This is a genomic window from Pseudomonas sp. MYb118, from assembly GCF_040947875.1.
Lineage (GTDB): Bacteria > Pseudomonadota > Gammaproteobacteria > Pseudomonadales > Pseudomonadaceae > Aquipseudomonas.
The window spans coordinates 2,872,028-2,888,558 of record NZ_JBFRXN010000002.1 but is presented as its reverse complement, the minus strand read 5'-3'; the positions used below and the strand labels follow the sequence as shown (position 1 = coordinate 2,888,558).

General features: G+C 56.4%; 9 protein-coding genes. 4 read left to right on the top strand and 5 right to left on the bottom strand.

Annotated features, from left to right (window positions below; translation table 11 throughout):
- Positions 1-116 precede the first annotated feature (116 nt).
- From ABVN20_RS18990 to ABVN20_RS18980, 3 genes are all read left to right on the top strand, one after another.
- Complete coding sequence (locus ABVN20_RS18990) at positions 117-4,409, top strand: membrane-targeted effector domain-containing toxin (RefSeq protein ID WP_368557229.1); 4,293 nt, start codon at positions 117-119, stop codon at positions 4,407-4,409.
- 375 nt (positions 4,410-4,784) lie between these two features.
- On the top strand, positions 4,785-5,924 hold the full coding sequence (locus ABVN20_RS18985; RefSeq protein ID WP_368557228.1) for a mandelate racemase/muconate lactonizing enzyme family protein: 1,140 nt from the start codon (positions 4,785-4,787) through the stop codon (positions 5,922-5,924).
- A 40-nt stretch (positions 5,925-5,964) separates the two neighbouring features.
- Complete coding sequence (locus ABVN20_RS18980) at positions 5,965-7,245, top strand: MFS transporter (RefSeq protein ID WP_368557227.1); 1,281 nt, start codon at positions 5,965-5,967, stop codon at positions 7,243-7,245.
- 331 nt (positions 7,246-7,576) lie between these two features.
- Here ABVN20_RS18980 and ABVN20_RS18975 read toward each other — a convergent pair whose 3' ends face one another.
- The 5 genes from ABVN20_RS18975 to ABVN20_RS18955 form a co-directional block, all read right to left on the bottom strand.
- Complete coding sequence (locus tag ABVN20_RS18975) at positions 7,577-7,903, bottom strand: type II toxin-antitoxin system death-on-curing family toxin (protein WP_368557226.1); 327 nt, start codon at positions 7,901-7,903, stop codon at positions 7,577-7,579.
- A 72-nt stretch (positions 7,904-7,975) separates the two neighbouring features.
- Positions 7,976-8,146 carry an acetyltransferase gene (locus ABVN20_RS18970; protein WP_368557225.1) on the bottom strand — a complete coding sequence of 57 codons (171 nt, stop codon included), beginning with the start codon at positions 8,144-8,146 and terminating at the stop codon, positions 7,976-7,978.
- Between the two features lie 390 nt (positions 8,147-8,536).
- Positions 8,537-11,998 carry a P-loop NTPase fold protein gene (locus ABVN20_RS18965; protein ID WP_368557224.1) on the bottom strand — a complete coding sequence of 1,154 codons (3,462 nt, stop codon included), beginning with the start codon at positions 11,996-11,998 and terminating at the stop codon, positions 8,537-8,539.
- Positions 11,999-12,096: 98 nt separating this feature from the next.
- On the bottom strand, positions 12,097-13,845 hold the full coding sequence (locus ABVN20_RS18960; RefSeq protein ID WP_368557223.1) for an ATP-binding protein: 1,749 nt from the start codon (positions 13,843-13,845) through the stop codon (positions 12,097-12,099).
- A complete protein-coding gene (locus tag ABVN20_RS18955; RefSeq protein WP_368557222.1) occupies positions 13,842-14,879 on the bottom strand; it encodes an SIR2 family protein in 1,038 nt (345 codons plus the stop codon). Before ABVN20_RS18955 ends, ABVN20_RS18960 begins: the two co-directional genes overlap by 4 nt.
- 203 nt (positions 14,880-15,082) lie before the next feature.
- Here ABVN20_RS18955 and ABVN20_RS18950 point away from each other — a divergent pair, with 203 nt between their 5' ends.
- The gene (locus tag ABVN20_RS18950) at positions 15,083-16,525 is read left to right on the top strand and encodes a hypothetical protein (protein ID WP_368557221.1); all 1,443 of its coding nucleotides are present in this window, start codon (positions 15,083-15,085) and stop codon (positions 16,523-16,525) included.
- Positions 16,526-16,531 lie beyond the last annotated feature (6 nt).

Genomic DNA, 16,531 nt, shown 5'->3' with positions numbered 1-16,531 from the left:
CCCATGGGCGCCATCCCGAATCCGACACCGCACCGCCCTGTCGTCTGACAGACCCATTAGCCACTCGCCTGCAATGATCGCGGCTGTTTTCAACCCACCACGATCAAGGAAAGCTTGTGGACACTCAAAAAGACATCGAATTACCCAACTCCGCCGACAGAGACGCACTCAAGGCACTGGTGCCGACATTGGTCGAAACCTGCCCCGACATGTACGAAATGGCCCTGGCTATCTCCCGGGACATTCTCGCCAAACACGGCCTCAGTGACCTGGAGCCCGAACAGGTTTACTTCCACCGGTTTCGCGCGGCGCAAAGCAGCCCGCTGACGTTCACCGGCTGGGAGCATCGCGTGGAAATACCGCGCGAGTCCATGACCCTGCCGCAACTGGTGATCCAGCGCTTCAGCGTGCACGACCAGGACAACGCCGACCTGCTCGACTCCGATGCGGGCTTCTACACCGCCGGGCCCGACGCCGGTAACTACGACCAGACCAACGAAGTGCGCCTGCACGCCAGCGATGTGCTGAAAGACTTCTGGAACATCAATTTCGCCGATCAGTACCGGCAGAAGGTCAAATCGTTCTGGAACAGCCAGAGCAAGACCTTCCGCACCCTGGCCAAATGCACCTTCCTGGCCCAGGCCATGGAAGACCGCGAGAGCGGACGGCTGTCCGACGACAACTTCAGGACGGCGGTGAACGCGGTGGCCGGCAACGTGCGCTGGCCGGTCACGCGTGAAATGCTCGAAGAGGAAGTCAAACCGGCCAAGGACATGCGCATCAGCCTGCTGAAGGTCGGCGGTTTCATCGCCACCGACATCCTGTGCATTGTCGACGCCAACGGCCGGAAGATGATCTACACCCCCGGCGAAGCCTGGGGCGTGCATGCCTTGCAGTCGGATCGTCATGTGCACTGGTGGATATTGTCGAAGATCAAGACGCCGTCCGGTCGCAAGCGTTTCATGGCGCACTTTCAGGTGGCCGACCACGACATCATGGAGGACACCGCCTCGCGCAAGGCGGCGAAAAAGAGTTTCTGGGACCTCTCCAATCCGGGGGACAACCTGGTCGCCGCGCTGTTTCGTGAGCCACACATCGAAAACGTCGGGCTCAATCACGTGCTCGACCTGCTGACGACCACCTGGCACACCAACGATCACAAACTGGTGGCTGTCTCGGCTGAAGCCCTCAAGAAGGATGCGTTCAGTTTCCTGGCCAGCGCCACCCACGCCAGAATGATCTGCGATGCCGAGTTCATGCTGCATTCCAATGGCGAGCTGCGCAAAAAACTGTGGATCGGTTACCTGAATGCCTTCAACCGCATGTTTGGCCCGATGGCGGCGGTGGGCTGGCCGGTGGCGCTGGCGGTGGTCGGGGCCGGCATCGCCAACGTCGGTCTGGAAATTGATGAGGCGGTCAACGGCAAAACCGCCATCGCTCGCAAGTCGGCGGTGACCACGGCGATCTTTACCGCCATCGACACATTGTTCAATGCCACGTTCCTGGCGGGCGAAGGCGCGCTGCCGGAAATCGCCGAAACTTCGATCCTCATTGAGGAGGAAGAGGCACAGCTGTTTGAAGCGGTGCAGGCGCGCACGCCGCTGCCACCCATTGAAGAGATCGCCCCCCAACAAGTGCTGCCCAAGGCACCGGAAAACTTCCTCGACTCGTTTAAAACCACCATCACCGAAACCACCCTGCTGGCGCATGAAGACCCCAAACTCCAGGAAATCATCAAGACCCCGTCCGGCAAGACCTACATCATGATGCGCCGTGGCGGCGTCGACGCTTTCTATGAAGTGCGTTACGTCGAGCAGATGCGCGGATGGGTGATCATCGACCCGGTGCACCCGTTCTCGTTTTATCGCAACGTGCCGGTGCGCCTGAACGAGGCACTGAAATGGGAACCGGTGGCCCGCCCAGGGCTGCGCGGAGGCATGAAGATCTTCGGCGAATGGCCCTGGGGGCATACGTCCAGTCCGTTACCGGAAATCCCCACCAGTCCCATGCCATATGACATGGGGCAATCATCCATCGCCGAGTTGCGTTCGGTGGCAGAGGCCAGTACCGACGATTTCCCGTTGGATATCGGGGCCGGAAACGACAGCCTGTACATGGACTTCAGAACCCTGCGTCGCAGCCTCTACGACGATGCCATGACGTTCTACCGCGAGCCAAAGGTACCGGCACGCCCGCCAGTGCCCTCCGTGAAGTCATCGACCACGTTTGCCGACCTGAGCAAACGTGCATTCAAGGAAGCGCCTGGCCTGGTGCTTGGCCAGGGCAATGCCAGCACGGGCGCCCGAAGCACGCTAATCAAGAACTTCAAGGTGCTGAACAAGCAGAAGGTCAGGACTCTGTACGTGGATCACCTGCTGAGCGACTTCCATCAGGCCGACCTCGACCTGTTCCATCGGGTCGGCGAAATGTCGCCCACGCTTGAGGAGTCACTCAAAGCCATTGACCTGCAACTGGGCACCGACCCCACCGGCCCGCACAGTTATATTGAATTGGTGAAGGCTGCGCAGAAAAACCACATCCGCGTGCAGGCCATCGACTGCATGGCCAGCCGGCGCTTCCCGAACATGGACCGAACCAGCGACATCAGCAGCCGCAAGATGCTCAACTACTTTTCCGACACGGCGATGCGCGCCGACCAGGCGACGTATGGCAGCAATCTGTGGGTGGCGCTGGTGGATGAAGAACGCATCGCCACCGTCAACAACGTCGCCGGTATCGGCGACCTCCAGGGGGCTTTCACCCTGCGCGTCGAGGATGCCCCAACGGGCCAGGCGACGGGCATTTCAGTCGATCCGGGCAAACCCGTACTCAACCTGATGGACCGACCGGTTGATCTGCTCAAAGGCGACTGGCGCCTGCAAGTAAAAAGCAAGACCCCGGTTGTCACTTTCAAGACCGTTGAAAAAGCCCTGCCCCACGCCGGCCTGTTCATCATCGAAGACAACGCCACGCTGATCCATCACAGCAGTGACGGCACCCTGGTGCGCACACCGCTGCAGCACGATGCCGGCGGCTACTTTCTGGTGCGTCCACGCTGGCGGATAGTCAGCGGGCGGCACTTTCGCAGCATCAATGAACTGGCCGAGGCTCTGGCAGATGAAGGGCTGACGCAGGTCCACGCGCGCATCGATCCATTGGCCAAGGAGTCGTCGGCGATCCTGCCACTGCCCAGAGCAGCGGGCATGGAGACGGTGCCCAACCCGGACATCGAGTTGCCCGATCAGCCCCTGATCAGTTCGCCCTACGAAATTCCAGCGCAGTACCGCGGGCGGCTCAAATCCGCGGTCAACAACCCTGACGGCAGGATGCTGGGGGATCATTTTGGCACCCTGGATGAACAGTCCGCACTGCCGGTGTTTCAGGATGCCCGTCGACGGCTGCACCAGGCCACCAAAGCGTTTTTCGACGACCTGGCCCTGCTCGACCGTCCGCCCACTCCCGCCGTCGGTATTGGTTGGGACGACGAGACGTTCATCACCTGGTGGCTGGAGAATTTTGACGGCCTGGTGATTGGCGAAAGCCATGGCGAAGTCGGCAGCAAACAATGGCTGATCGAGAACATGGAAACGCTGGCACGCAAGGGGGTGAAAACCCTTTACATGGAGCATCTGCTCACGGACTTCCACCAGGTACCCCTGGATAATTTTGCCAGGACGGGCGTCATGCCCAGGGATCTTGAAACGTACCTCAAAGCACTGGACGAGGGCCATAAAACCGACCCGGCGCGACGCTTCAACTTCCTTGAGGTGGTGCGCGAAGCCACCCGCTATGGCATCCGCGTCCAGGCCATCGACTGCATGGCCAGCTACCGCCTGGCCGGCATGCAGGGGCTGCAAAAGACCACACGTCAGGCGATGATGAATTTCTTCGCCAAGACGGTCATCGAAGCCGACCAGGCTGCCCGTGGGCCTGGCAAGTGGGTGTCATTGATGGGTAACTCCCATGCCAACACCTTCGAAGGCGTGCCCGGTGTCAGTGAACTGGAAAATGCGCTGGGGCTGCGCATCGAGGATGTACCCAGGGGCGAAACCAATGGCTATGAACCCGACACGGGCCGGACCTTTGTCGATATCGCCGGCAAGCCGCAAGGGACGGTGAAAAGCGACCTGCGCTTGCGCATGGAAAACCCGTGGCCGGCCACCACCGACGAGGAACTCGAACAACTGTTGAGCCGGCCCGGCATGTACACCCTCAAACGCGAGCTGCATGGCGTATCGCTGGTGCACCGGGCGCGTGACGGCAGGATCCTGAAAACGCAGATCAACGTTGAGTCCGGACGCTACTACATCGAACGCCCGTCCTGGCCGACGCTGCATGAAAAACGCTTCGACAGCATGACGGACCTGTTAAGGGCATTGCGCGAGCGAGGGTTGAAAGAGGCCGTTTAACACTCCCTGTACGAGCGAGCTTGCTCGCGATGAACGCCCAGACAACGCGGGCATCCAGACAGCCCGCATCATCGTTCACCACCATCGCGAGCATGCTCGCTCCTACAGGTATTGCGTACCCCCTGTGGGAGCGGGCTTGCCTGCGATGGACGCCCGGGCAACGCAGGCATCCAGACACCCCGCCTCATCGTTCACCACCATCGCGAGCATGCTCGCTCCCACAAAAATCCCTCACTTGCCCGTGCTAGAGCCTTCCCCTACCGGCAAAATGGGATGTCACAAAATGTTTCGTTGTCATTTTTGATGTTGTACGATGACGTACCTGTGCTTCACGACAGTCCCACAATGTTATAAAAAATGGGCAAGGAGCGACCTTTGATCATTCGCAGTATCGAAGTAATCCGCATCAGCATCCCGTTCAGCGCCGGCGCCAGCCAGCGGCAGAACCATGGCCAGGCCAAGGATGACGACGCGTTCAATGCCGCCTCGCCAAGCCATCAGCGCATGCAGAGCCTGATGCTCAAAGTCACCACAGACACGGGCCTGGTGGGCTGGGGTGAAGCATTCGGCCACGGCTCCAACCCGGTGACGTTCCAGGCGCTGACCGCCGTGGTCGGCCCGATGTTCATTGGTACTTCGCTGGCCGACCGCGAGCAGACGATGGAAAAGGTCCGCCGCGCCGTCCACGGCTTTGGCTCGACCGGCGCGATGGTCTACGCCCTTTCCGGCATCGACATCGCCCTGTGGGACCTCGCTGCCCAGGTCGCCGGCGTTCCGCTGCATCAACTGCTGGGTGGCACGCCGCGCACGCTGGAGCTGTACGCCAGCCTGGTCAGCTACGGCAACGATCCGGACGAGGTGTATCGCCAGGTCAGCCGCGCCCGCGATCTGGGCTTTCGCAAGATCAAGCTGCACGAAACCCACGTCGAGGCGATTGCCGCCGCGCGCAGGGCCCTGCCCGTATCTGCCGGCGAGTTGATGGTGGACGTCAACTGCCCGTGGTCCGTGACCGAGGCCAGCGACATCGCCGAACGCCTCAAACCACTGCAACTGACCTGGCTGGAAGAACCCGTCTGGCCACCCGATGACGTCGCCGGCCTGGCACAAGTGCGCCGCCAGGGCGTGCCGTTGTCCGCCGGTGAAAACGCCGCCGGGGTGCAGGGCATCAAGACCCTGCTCGAACAACAGGCAGTCGATGTGGTGCAACCCAGCGTGGCGAAAATCGGTGGCATCGGCGCCATGCTCCAGGTGTTCGCCCTGGGCCAGCAACATGGTGTGAAGGTCGTGCCGCACTGCTTCTACTTCGGCCCTGGCCTTCTCGCCGTGGCGCACCTGTGCACGTTGCTGCCCGAAGACGTGGCGGTGGAAGTGCCGTTCATCGAGTTCGAGCGCCTGCTCTACCCTGCCCTGGCTTTCAAACCCCGCATGGAACTGCCGACTGCCGCGGGCCTTGGCTTCAACCCGGATCTGCAAGTGATCGAAGACTACTGCCTGGAACGTACCTTGATCGACTGAGCACTACCCGTTTTCTGTCAATAATAAAGGCCATAAAAGAATGAAAGGCTATTACCGCTGGAACATTGCCGGTCTGCTGTTTTTCGCCGGCATGCTCAACTACCTGGACCGCGCGGCCCTCTCGGTGGTCGCGCCACTGCTCAAGACCGAATTGCACATCGACGATGCGCAAATGGGCTTCATCTTCAGTTCGTTCTTCTTCGGCTATTGCGCGCTGTGCTTCATCGGCGGCTGGGCGGCGGACAAGTACGGGCCGAAAAAAGTCTTCGCCTGGGCCGCTGGCAGCTGGTCGGTGTTCTGCGGCCTGACCGCGGTCATCACCGGTTACCTGCAACTGCTGATCTTCCGCGTGCTGTTCGGCATGGGCGAAGGGCCGATGGGCACCACCACCAACAAGGCCATCACCAACTGGTTCCCGCGCCAGGAAGCCGGGCGGGCGCTGGGCTTCACCAACTGCGGACAACCCCTGGGCGCCGCCCTGGCCGGCCCGATCGTCGGCCTGGTGGCGTTCAACTTCGGCTGGCGCATTTCCTTCGTGGTCATCGCCGTGCTGGGCGCGTTGTGGCTGCTGGCCTGGCTGATGATCTTCAAGGACACCCCGGACCAACACCCAAGCGTCTCGCAGGCCGAACGCGAACTGATCCGCGCCGGCCGCGAAGAAGTGCTGGTGGAAAACGTTGAAGAAGGCCGCAGCCTGTTCAGCTACATCTTCTCCGCCCCGGTGCTGGCGGTGGCGACGGCATTCTTCTGCTTCAACTACGTGCTGTACTTCTTCCTCACCTGGCTGCCCAGCTACCTGATGGACTACCAGCACCTGGACATCAAGAGCATGAGCATCATCGGCGTGATCCCGTGGCTCGGCGCTGCCGTAGGCTTCCTCGGCGGCGGCTTCCTCACCGATGCCCTGACCAAAAAGCTCAACAACGTGATCCTCGCCCGCAAGGTCATGCTCACCATCGGCCTGGGCGTCGCCGCCACCTGCGTACTGATCACCACCCAGGTGACCTCGCTCGGTATGGCCGTGGCCTGCATCACCGTCTCCAGCGTCTTCCTGTTCGTCACCCCGCAAATCTGCTGGGCGCTGATCCAGGACATCGTGCCGAAAAACCGCGTCGGCGGCACCGGCGGCTTCGTCCACCTGCTGGCCAACCTCGCCGGCATCATCGCTCCCACCCTGACCGGGCTTGTCGTGCAGTACGGTGGCGGCTACAACGTCGCGTTCATCATCTCGGCGGCCGTGTGTGGTTTGGGGATGTTGGTGGTGGTTTTGGCGGTGCGGGGGCAAAGCCATCACGGTTCTGCTGCGGCGATGATGCGCTGAGGGCTTTGAATTATCTCGATGCAACAAGGGCGCCTTCGGGCGCCCTTGTTGTCTAGCGGTTTACGAGCTCACAAAAACAGTCACTCCGAGTGACCCTTTTCTTCAATCCGTAAACCAAGCGATCATCAACTTGGCACGTATGGGCATACCGGATAAAAAACCGCCGATAGCAAAAGTTTCAGGGGAGACGGACAATTAATCTGCATGGCCATCACTTACGACTTCAGCCAGCAACTCAGTCACATATGATCGATCAGTTTGGAAAGGCTCAGGCATTGCCTCATCAGATCTCGGCGAACCCAGCAAGTAAACGTGATGGGCCTTACTAGTTCTAGATCTGATTTTTAGACGCGATGAAACAGGAGTAAAGAATATCAGCGAAATCAGGCTCATTGATATCGCCGATGACCAAATCCCTAACGGCATCCGCTAGCAGATCATTGTCTATTGTAACTTCATAATCGTTTAGCGAAAGATACTCCAAGCCGACTGCAAGCCCCGTTCGCTTGTTAGCATCAGGCAGCGCATGGCCTCGCGCAATACTGGAGGTGTACTTGGCAGCAATTTCAAATATATCATCGAGGCCATTATAGGCGATAGCATTGTCGATTCGTGCCAGCGCACCTTGCAAGATCGGAATATTTACCGCGCCCTTCAAGCCCGGCTCGGTAGATCAAGATCTGAGTGTTTATCTCAATGACTCGTTCAAATGGAAAGAGGATCAATTCCATTACATGTCAGCCAGCTTCTGAAAAGTCTTCTTGTGAGTTCTGAGAACGAGCTTGGTTTCTGAATAAAAGATCTGCTTACCCAAGTCGCCACCCAAGTCCAGCTTCTTGGTGGCTTTAATTTTTGGCCTCTCTACTATGGATACGCCATAGGTGTTCAGCTTGTGGCTCATGGCTTAAGTACCCCAAACGGTTTGATCAATTTCTGCTCACAAGGTAGCACACTGAAAGGCAAGATACATCGAGCCATCGACAGTGTCGGCTCCGCCTTACCCACTCGCCCGCGTTGCAGGAGTCGGCTTGTAATAAGATGTGCCGGCTTCGCAAGGTGACAAATGCAAGATGCAAAAAAGCCCGCACTCAGCGGGCTTTTTTAGTCAGCACAGGCCCTTCAGAGGCGCAGGCTTATTCCCACCTATTATCAATGCATATAATAACATCATGTATTAATTGGAATTTTTACGACTCACCATAAGCCTATACCATTCACGATACCATCCCTCAGATGACCAACCGAATCACCTTGGTTCGTCCCGTAATACGCCCCACGGTGAACGTCTTAATCAGACAATGGAGCGCGTCTCGAACGTAAAGCTGCCAACCAGCGGGATCCAGTACTTCAGCAAGGCGGCTTCCTTCGGGAAGCTGTCCTCCATGACGATGTGTTGGATTCGCTGCCACAACCGCTCGCGGCAGGGCACCGTAGCGGTACTTCTGAAGGCCTGCTCCAGAGAATTACGCTGCCTCTGCTCGGCCATCAGGTCAAAGAACCAAGCTGCCGCCGCGGGAGCGTCGCAGATCTGTATGGCCAGCAAAAGCAACGGGATCTGAAACTGGCCAGGCGCTGTCTCCGTGCCCTCAAACGCCTGTAACTGGACGCCGCCAACGCCCGCCTTCAGCACGCGATAGACATTGACCAGCCGCTTAGCAGCGCGCGGCGAGGGTATCAGCGGGTAGAGGCTCGCGGCAAACGACTCCTCCCAGCCGTGGATAATCAGTGCGCGCTCCTCGACCGCTGCTGGTTCCGGTGCCAGTGCCGACTGCTGCGCGGTCACGGTGGCATCGGGAGTGGACTCGGACCCAATCGCGGCGGACGCCAGCATAGAAGACTGCCCGACTGCCGGACCGGACGAAGGAGCAGCCGCGGCGGCTAGATGTGCCACAGGCACGCGCTTGTCGCCCGCCGTGAGTTCGCCCACCAGCTTGCTATAGCCCGCCGCATTCATCGGACGGAGCGAATACGGAATCTGGAAAATCTTTTCGAGATAGTGTTTGGGGCTAGCTGCTGCCTCCGGCGCTTCGGTAAACGCCGCGCCGAGCTCTTTGTAGTGCATGGTGAGCGAATTCGTCAGCCAACGTGAATCGACGCCGACTACGACGACGAACAGCGGATAAGCGAGCAGCAGATGCACCGCCTGCAGGACGTTGACGACCTGCGAAGCCGGGCATCGGTCCAAATCATCGATGTACAGGACGATGCGTTCGACTTTGCGCCCGCCGTCGGCCGCTGTTCCGTGGTTCCGAATCCGCTCCGAAAGCGCTTCGAAATCCTGGCGCACGAGGGACACGATGCCCAAGTGCTTGCGATAATCGGCCGAATCATGGCGGTCGGCAATGAAGCGGGCTAAGTCACGACTTTCTTTCAGCTCGCGCAGGCGTTCTTCGGTGGCAGCCACGCGTGCAGCAGCGTCGGCCACGCGGCGTCGCGCATCCTGCTCCTTCACCTTTAACACCTCGACTTTGGCCGCGAGCGTGAGTTCGACATCCGCAGGTTCCGTCCGGATCCTCTCGAGTTCCGCGTCAGCCTTTTTCCTTGCCTCCATGACGGGGGCCAGGATTACGTTCACCTCTTTCATGCCGCGCCGGACAATCTCGATGGCCGCGGTCGCGAACGTCACTACGCCCCCGAATACAGTCCCGATCGCTGTGAACAGCTTGTTCTCGGATGGGAGCAACTCATGGACAGCATAACCAGCGGCGGGCACCGCCAGCGCCGCGACGAACAAGGTCAAATACAGCGGACTGCGGCCCTTGGCGGATAACACCTTGAGCAATGCAACGGTTTGGCTGGAAAGCTTGCCAGCGTCCGCCACTGCGTGCTTGAAATCATCAACTCGGTCGAGCACTACAGGCAGGCCCAGCTGTTCAAATGCCTGTTCGGCCTTTTTTTTCAGAGCGCTGTCGTCGAGCAAGTCGATCAGGTAGGTCGGGGTGAACTTCGCGAGCTTCTGCTCCTCCGTCAGTCTCTCCTTGCGCAGCACGTCAAGCCGGTCCTCCTCTTCCTGCAACTGCTCGCTGGCGCGTCTCTCTTCCGCACGCACCTCGTCTGTCAACGCCTTGGCAGTTGCCAGCTCAGAGAACAGCTGGGCCTGCTGAAGTTCAGTAGGCGTGCCTCCGAAAACGTGAATAGCAAGCTTTTCGAAGATAACGCTGACCAGGCTGGCCCACAAATTGGTCTCGGCGTAATGCCACGCATTGAATGTGATCTGTACGACTTCAGAACAATACGGTGACGCGATCTGCTGCGGTGGACGTTGAGCGAGCATATTCACAGTCTTGCGCATCTGCGACATGAAAAAGCTTTTGCCTGAGCCCCATTCACCGAAGAGGCCTATCGCGAGCGGGGGCGTTACATCTCGCGCCGTAATGATAGCGGCCAGAGTTTGCACCTCGGCCTGGATGCCAAGTTGGTCGTTCTGTTCGTCGATCGTATCGGCGGCGAACCCCGGAAGGTGGTAGGGTTCCTCTGCAGTTCCGGGTACAGAGTCCATGCCTTCCAGCAGGCGTTGCGCTAATGTGCGGACCTGTGGGTTTCTGGATCGCTCATTCAGAATGTCACGGGATCGTGTCGCATCGAGCGTTGCGAGGAACATGGAAAAATCGCGGGCTACCGAGTAGTTTGCATCGTAGGCGGCCTCGATGACCCGATCAACGACTGCATCGATCCCTGGCGTTGCCGCAAGAAGCGGCGCCGCAAGGGTGGCAGCCTCGGGCGTGGCTAGCGCACAGAAGACGTCGTACATCGGCACTTCCGCCCGGTTCTGGCCGGCCGCGAGCGCGCAGACATCGCCAATGACTTCGGGAACGTGGACGATTCGCAAGGCACGCAGAACGCCTCGTATTGTCCAATGGTTGCCGTTGCGGAACGCGGCTTTAAAAAGGTTCAGCACTTTGGGAGAGCCTGGATTCAACATCGCCACACCGGCAAAGCTGACGCTCGTTGTCTGATCAACTGCGGCCTTTTCAGCAAGGGCAGGTAGATATGACGCACTCGCTCGCCGCGCTGCCGCAAGGCTCCAGAATCTTGCGAATTCCGCTGGCTCCGCATCCGGCATGATGTCACGCAGCGCGATCTCACGCGTCTGCGGGCTCTCGGGATCGCAATGAATTAGGGCCACGCGCAGCCAGCTCCGCGCTGCGGCACTCGGATCGGAAGAACGCTCGCCCGACGACGATGACGTTGGTACGCTGGTTCCTTGTCGTGCCAGCTCTTCTCGCAACTTAGCAGAGATCAGCGCGCGCTTGCTCTTGGCTCGCTCCATAAGCCTGTCGAGCGCCACTTGCCTGCGGTTGTCGTGGCCGGAGACCAGCATGCCGATCTCGGTGTTGACATCCGGATCATATTGGTCCGAAACATCGAGTATCAACGGCAGGAGCTTTTCCAGCGGCTCCAGTTCTCCCATACGCAAGTCGAGCCACTGAAATTTAACAAATAGCCCCTGCGCCATGTCGCGTTCAATGGGACTGGTATCGCCGATAAGGACAGGGAACACGGGCTTGTTCATTTTTAGCGCCCGTTCGACAAGCCGCAGGTGGTTCTCACCCCAGCCCTCGCTACCTAGGAACGCAATCACTGTTGCGGCCTCGTCCAAGTTTTCGGTGTCGTCGATAGGCTCCCCATACTGCTTATCGCGCGCAAAGAAATGCGTCTGCACCTTATGGTTAGTAAGCCATTGTGCGATAGGTTCTACAATTGCCTTCTCACGCTCGTTATAAGCGAGAAAAGCATCGATAACTCGGTGCATGTTCGGTCCGCAGAAAATTTGAATCCAGTGCTAAACGACGCCCAAGGGAACACACAGGCGATAAGTTAACTTTCGCATATAGTGGGGCAAGGGAAAAACTAGCCACCTGCCCGCGACTGACTGCGCAACGACTCTACAGCTGCCTCTAGGAGCTTTTCGTCCGGCATGAGCGCGCCCCATTCCCTCCAAAAATCTCGTGTTGCGCTGTCAGGTTTCACTTGAGGTTGATCCAGTTTGATCCGCGTCGGGAGAAGTACAGCATCACCCAGCAGGAGGGCTTCGCCCGTGTCGAGCAGAGGAAGCATGGCCGTCAAGCCAACTAAAGAATCTGGCATAAGCCTCTTGATGACATTCTGATCGCTGTCATTCGTCAACCTGAGAGCTAAGAAATTATTACACTGAGACAGAATCGTGCGGCTGACATCAGATGGCCTCTGGCTCACTACAAGTAAAGAGAAACCATACTTCCGACCTTCCTTAGCGATGCGTTCAAATGACCATAGGGCCTGTCGCTGAACCACGTCAGCATCATCCTTAACTGGCAAATAGAGGTGCGCCTCATCGCAAAGCAATGTGATCGGTGTGCGGGCATCCGCGCTCATCCAAAACTGGACGTCATAAAGCAGCCGGGCCAGAGTCCCGGTGACAACCGGAAGCACATCAGCCGGTACCTCGGAGAAATCAATAATCTTAATGCCGTTATTTGAGTCGGCGCGAAGCAGTTTCACGATCTGCTTGGCGAGCCATCCGTAATCCAATGACTCCGGTGGTGGCGAGAACATAAAGCCGTATCGGCGATCGTCAAGCTTTGCCACGAGCCGGGAGATGAAACGCGTCAGCTTATCTTCCCATTCGCCTTTTACAGCGGCGCCTTTAGCCCCAATCCCTTTCGTCGTATTGTCGACCTTCAAACGAGCGACTAAATCCGCTACGGCATAAGGGATCGGCGAATCGACTGTGAAGGTCTCTTTAACCTTGGCCTTACCCGAATCATCGAGGGTCATTCCCTTTAGTTCACGCACGTGGCGGGTAAAGCGAGAGGCTTGGTTGGGGGCGTTCTGATCGCTTCGGTCTAAGACCATCGACAGCATTTCATCGCGGTTTAGCAGCCAATATGGGAGGAACAACGCATCATCCTTGGGCGCGGCTAAATCGCCAGGTCCGGCGATGCGAAACCGCTGTGCAAATCCGCCTTTGCTTCTGTCTGCAAGTGGTTGATATTCGCCATGCATGTCGAAAACCACTATGTTGGGAAACTTGAGTTTGGCTGCCCTTTCAAGAATAAGCGCAACCGCCCAGCTTTTTCCTGACCCGGTACTGCCGAGAATCGCAGCATGCCGTTGAAAAAATTTGTCGCCGCTCGCTATAGCTTCCGCGCTCCGGTCGGCGACGAACGTGCCGAGCTTTAAGCGTTCGTTCTCCGAGAGGCCTGCACCCAGGATGCCCATAAACCGTTGCAGATTGGCTGCTTCGATGACGAAGCACTCCCGATCAATTTGAGGGAAGCTATCTGCCCCTCGCTTAAAGGTGTCGGGTTTGTCGCCATCAACCGTTCGATATGTGCCAATGACAAAAGCTTGCATATGATCAGAAGGCGAAACTGTCAGCGTTCCGAACTCACCATCTGCGGGGTCAGGAAGCTCCTCACGGAGTGAGCGGGTAACCCGATCAGCCATTGCGATTAGGAACTCAGCCTGCGTTACGCCTCTAATCGCAATAAGCTGCCCAATACCAACGCGGGTCAGCATTTCGGAGTTGGTGACGTCAATGGCTACGCGGCTGGTGTCGACACCGGCAACGCGTCCAATTTGGTCGTTATCTGTAAAGTCGAGCGCTGCACCAGTCATACGGATAGAACTCCTTTCACAAATCCGTCTAGATCCCAAAAATCAATATTGGGATAAAATTTTTCCGTTCCATCGATGATGAAGTGGGTACCGACAGTGTCACCCTCTTGATGCAGCTCTGCCGCAATCACATTCTTGTTCTCAAAGGCCAATGCACGCGCCTTTGGAGATAGCCAAAACGTTAAAATCACCGTCTTCACTCCTGACTTGATACGAGGGGTCAGATGAGTTTCTAAGTGATCATCGTTAAAGCCATACCCAATAATGAGAAAATAGCGAGCCTTGTCGATAGCATCGTTTGCTTTTTCACGATGCTTATCGAACGGACTTTCGTAACCGCTTCTGAATTTGTTTAGACCTGGCGTAATGATGAGTCGAGGAAGTGGCAGTGATCCAGCGTAGCGTACCGGATTGCCTTCGCGGTGATACCAGTCAAGGCTGCCGTGCGGTTTGAAAACGTTTGCCTTCGAAGCGAAGTTATACCGCACATGCTTGCCCACTAGCTTGACGCTACGGCAGAAGCTCCAGTAGCTATCCTGAGGATCAAGCCGCGCGGCGAAATGGCCGGAGAACATCGTATCGACCCCTAGTTTGGCCTCCTCGCATGCAAGTTCGACAAGACGGTCATAATTTGTCGTAACGATTGGAATGCCTGTATCCGGCTTCAACAAATGGGGGATAAGGCTTGTCAGGCGAAGAGTTCTCGTGTTGCTGAATACCTCGGAAATAATGCGCGCTTCGGCAGAAGCAATAAAATCGCCTGTGCTCTGAACAATAGCGGCCTCAAGGGATGGCGTTGGAGCATGCCTTAGCAAGGCTGCCTCCAACCCATCAGTTTCAATGAGAGGATAGATATCCTCCCACAGCTTGTTATCGTCTGGAGAAAGGTTCGCAGGAATATGCGTGACGAGATGCCGCCCAAGCGGGCCCATCCCAGGCACACCTTCCGCGCAAGACAATCCGGAGCCAATGACCAACACCAGGCCGTCACCAAGGTGTTTCTGCAGCCGTTTCTTTAACGCACTCAGTTCCATGTGCCCCTACCAATGTCATCGCGCCGACTCTCCGCAAAAGGTAGCACGGGCCGCGCCCATCCGACAGATGACCACTCTGACCTAGCGCGAGCATGATCACACGTGTGCCTCAAAGCATGGTGGCAAGAAAGGTGCGATCACTCGGGCAAAGGCGGTAACATCCCACTTTGCAAACACGCATTCAACTATCAAGGATGAACACCATGATCATCACGATTGCTTTCAGCGTAAAAAATTATGTTGAGGTTATGGAAAGTTGGCCAATAAAGATTGATGACGTCATATTTACTCTAGAGCGAAAAGACAATATCGTTCAGAACGTATGTGTTTCTTTCCCCAATATAGCCATCGAGAACGCCCCCCAAATTGTGCGACCTGCAAAAAAATCGGGTGTACCTCAAATAAACATGAGAGGCGATAAGTTTCTAAAAATCGCTTTGAAAAAGGTATTAAACTGGCAAGCCGTAGTTATCAGCCAGCAGCTATTTGATTTAGACTTCGATAGCTACGAGATGCGATTCATTGCGGAAAATCCATCAGAGCAAAGTCAAATTCATATAAAATCATTTCGTAGCTTTGAAAATAACGCAATGAATAAATGTTGTGATTTCGAACAGATAGGTAGATCATTCTGCGTTGGCAGCATTGATGAGTTTCGCATCGAATCGACTTCTCACTTTCGCGAGGGCCGTATCGCCTATGAGGCAGGTCGATACATCGACTCATACAATCAAATGTTTCTTTTTTTAGAAACTCGCTATTGTGACGGCAAAACCAAAAGCGCACAACAAGTGGACTTGCTATCCAAGAACAAAGTCTTTTGCAACCATTTGGAACAATCAATTCTAGAAATAAAAGACAAACAGATCACCGATTCGGAACACCTGAAAAACTTATTCAACACATGTACAACACTAAAAGAAAAGATCAATCTTATCATCCTATTGCGAGGTAAGCTTAGACACCATTCTCTGAAAAGCTCACAGCGCTGGAACCCAAACCAGCAAGACGAGTACGAAGCGCCCGCCAGATTCCTTAGCGCAGTTGTAGGCGGCATCGTACTTACAGAGTCCTTAGATGATATCTATGCACCTGAAACCCTAGAGAAATTTCGAAAAATATCGATTGATACCGGCTATGAATCAAACATTAAAGTGGCGACAACTCGTCTAGAACGGGCACCAGCGTTGTCTCTTGAGATGAGTTACCCTGTTACAGTGATTTCAAGTAACCTCTGTAGAGCCACCGTCGTAAATGCCTTAAACTCCTGCGAAGGCGGAGGTCAACTAGCAGACACTGTAAGGCTTGAGGCAGAAGACATAAAAACGGGACTTGAACTTTTCACGCTTGAGCTCGGAGTCTGGGCATATACCAAATCAAGAGCCGTAGAGCATCTCGCGGAAAACACATTAATACGCTGTCAGTTTGAACACCTTCAATCAAAAACATGCATTAAGCATGATTTCTCAATGCCGCTAAACAATAACGAAATTGACATTCCTACCGCTTGGCACGTGCTAAAACTATGCCTTGACTGGATAGAAGAAAAAGATCCCACAACCAGAATTTTAAGTTTGAAACTTTTCATCGAAGGCCAATCTGCTGCTTTTTTAAGATATAAAGTAGGAGCACAAGTCAAAAACTAAATCTGC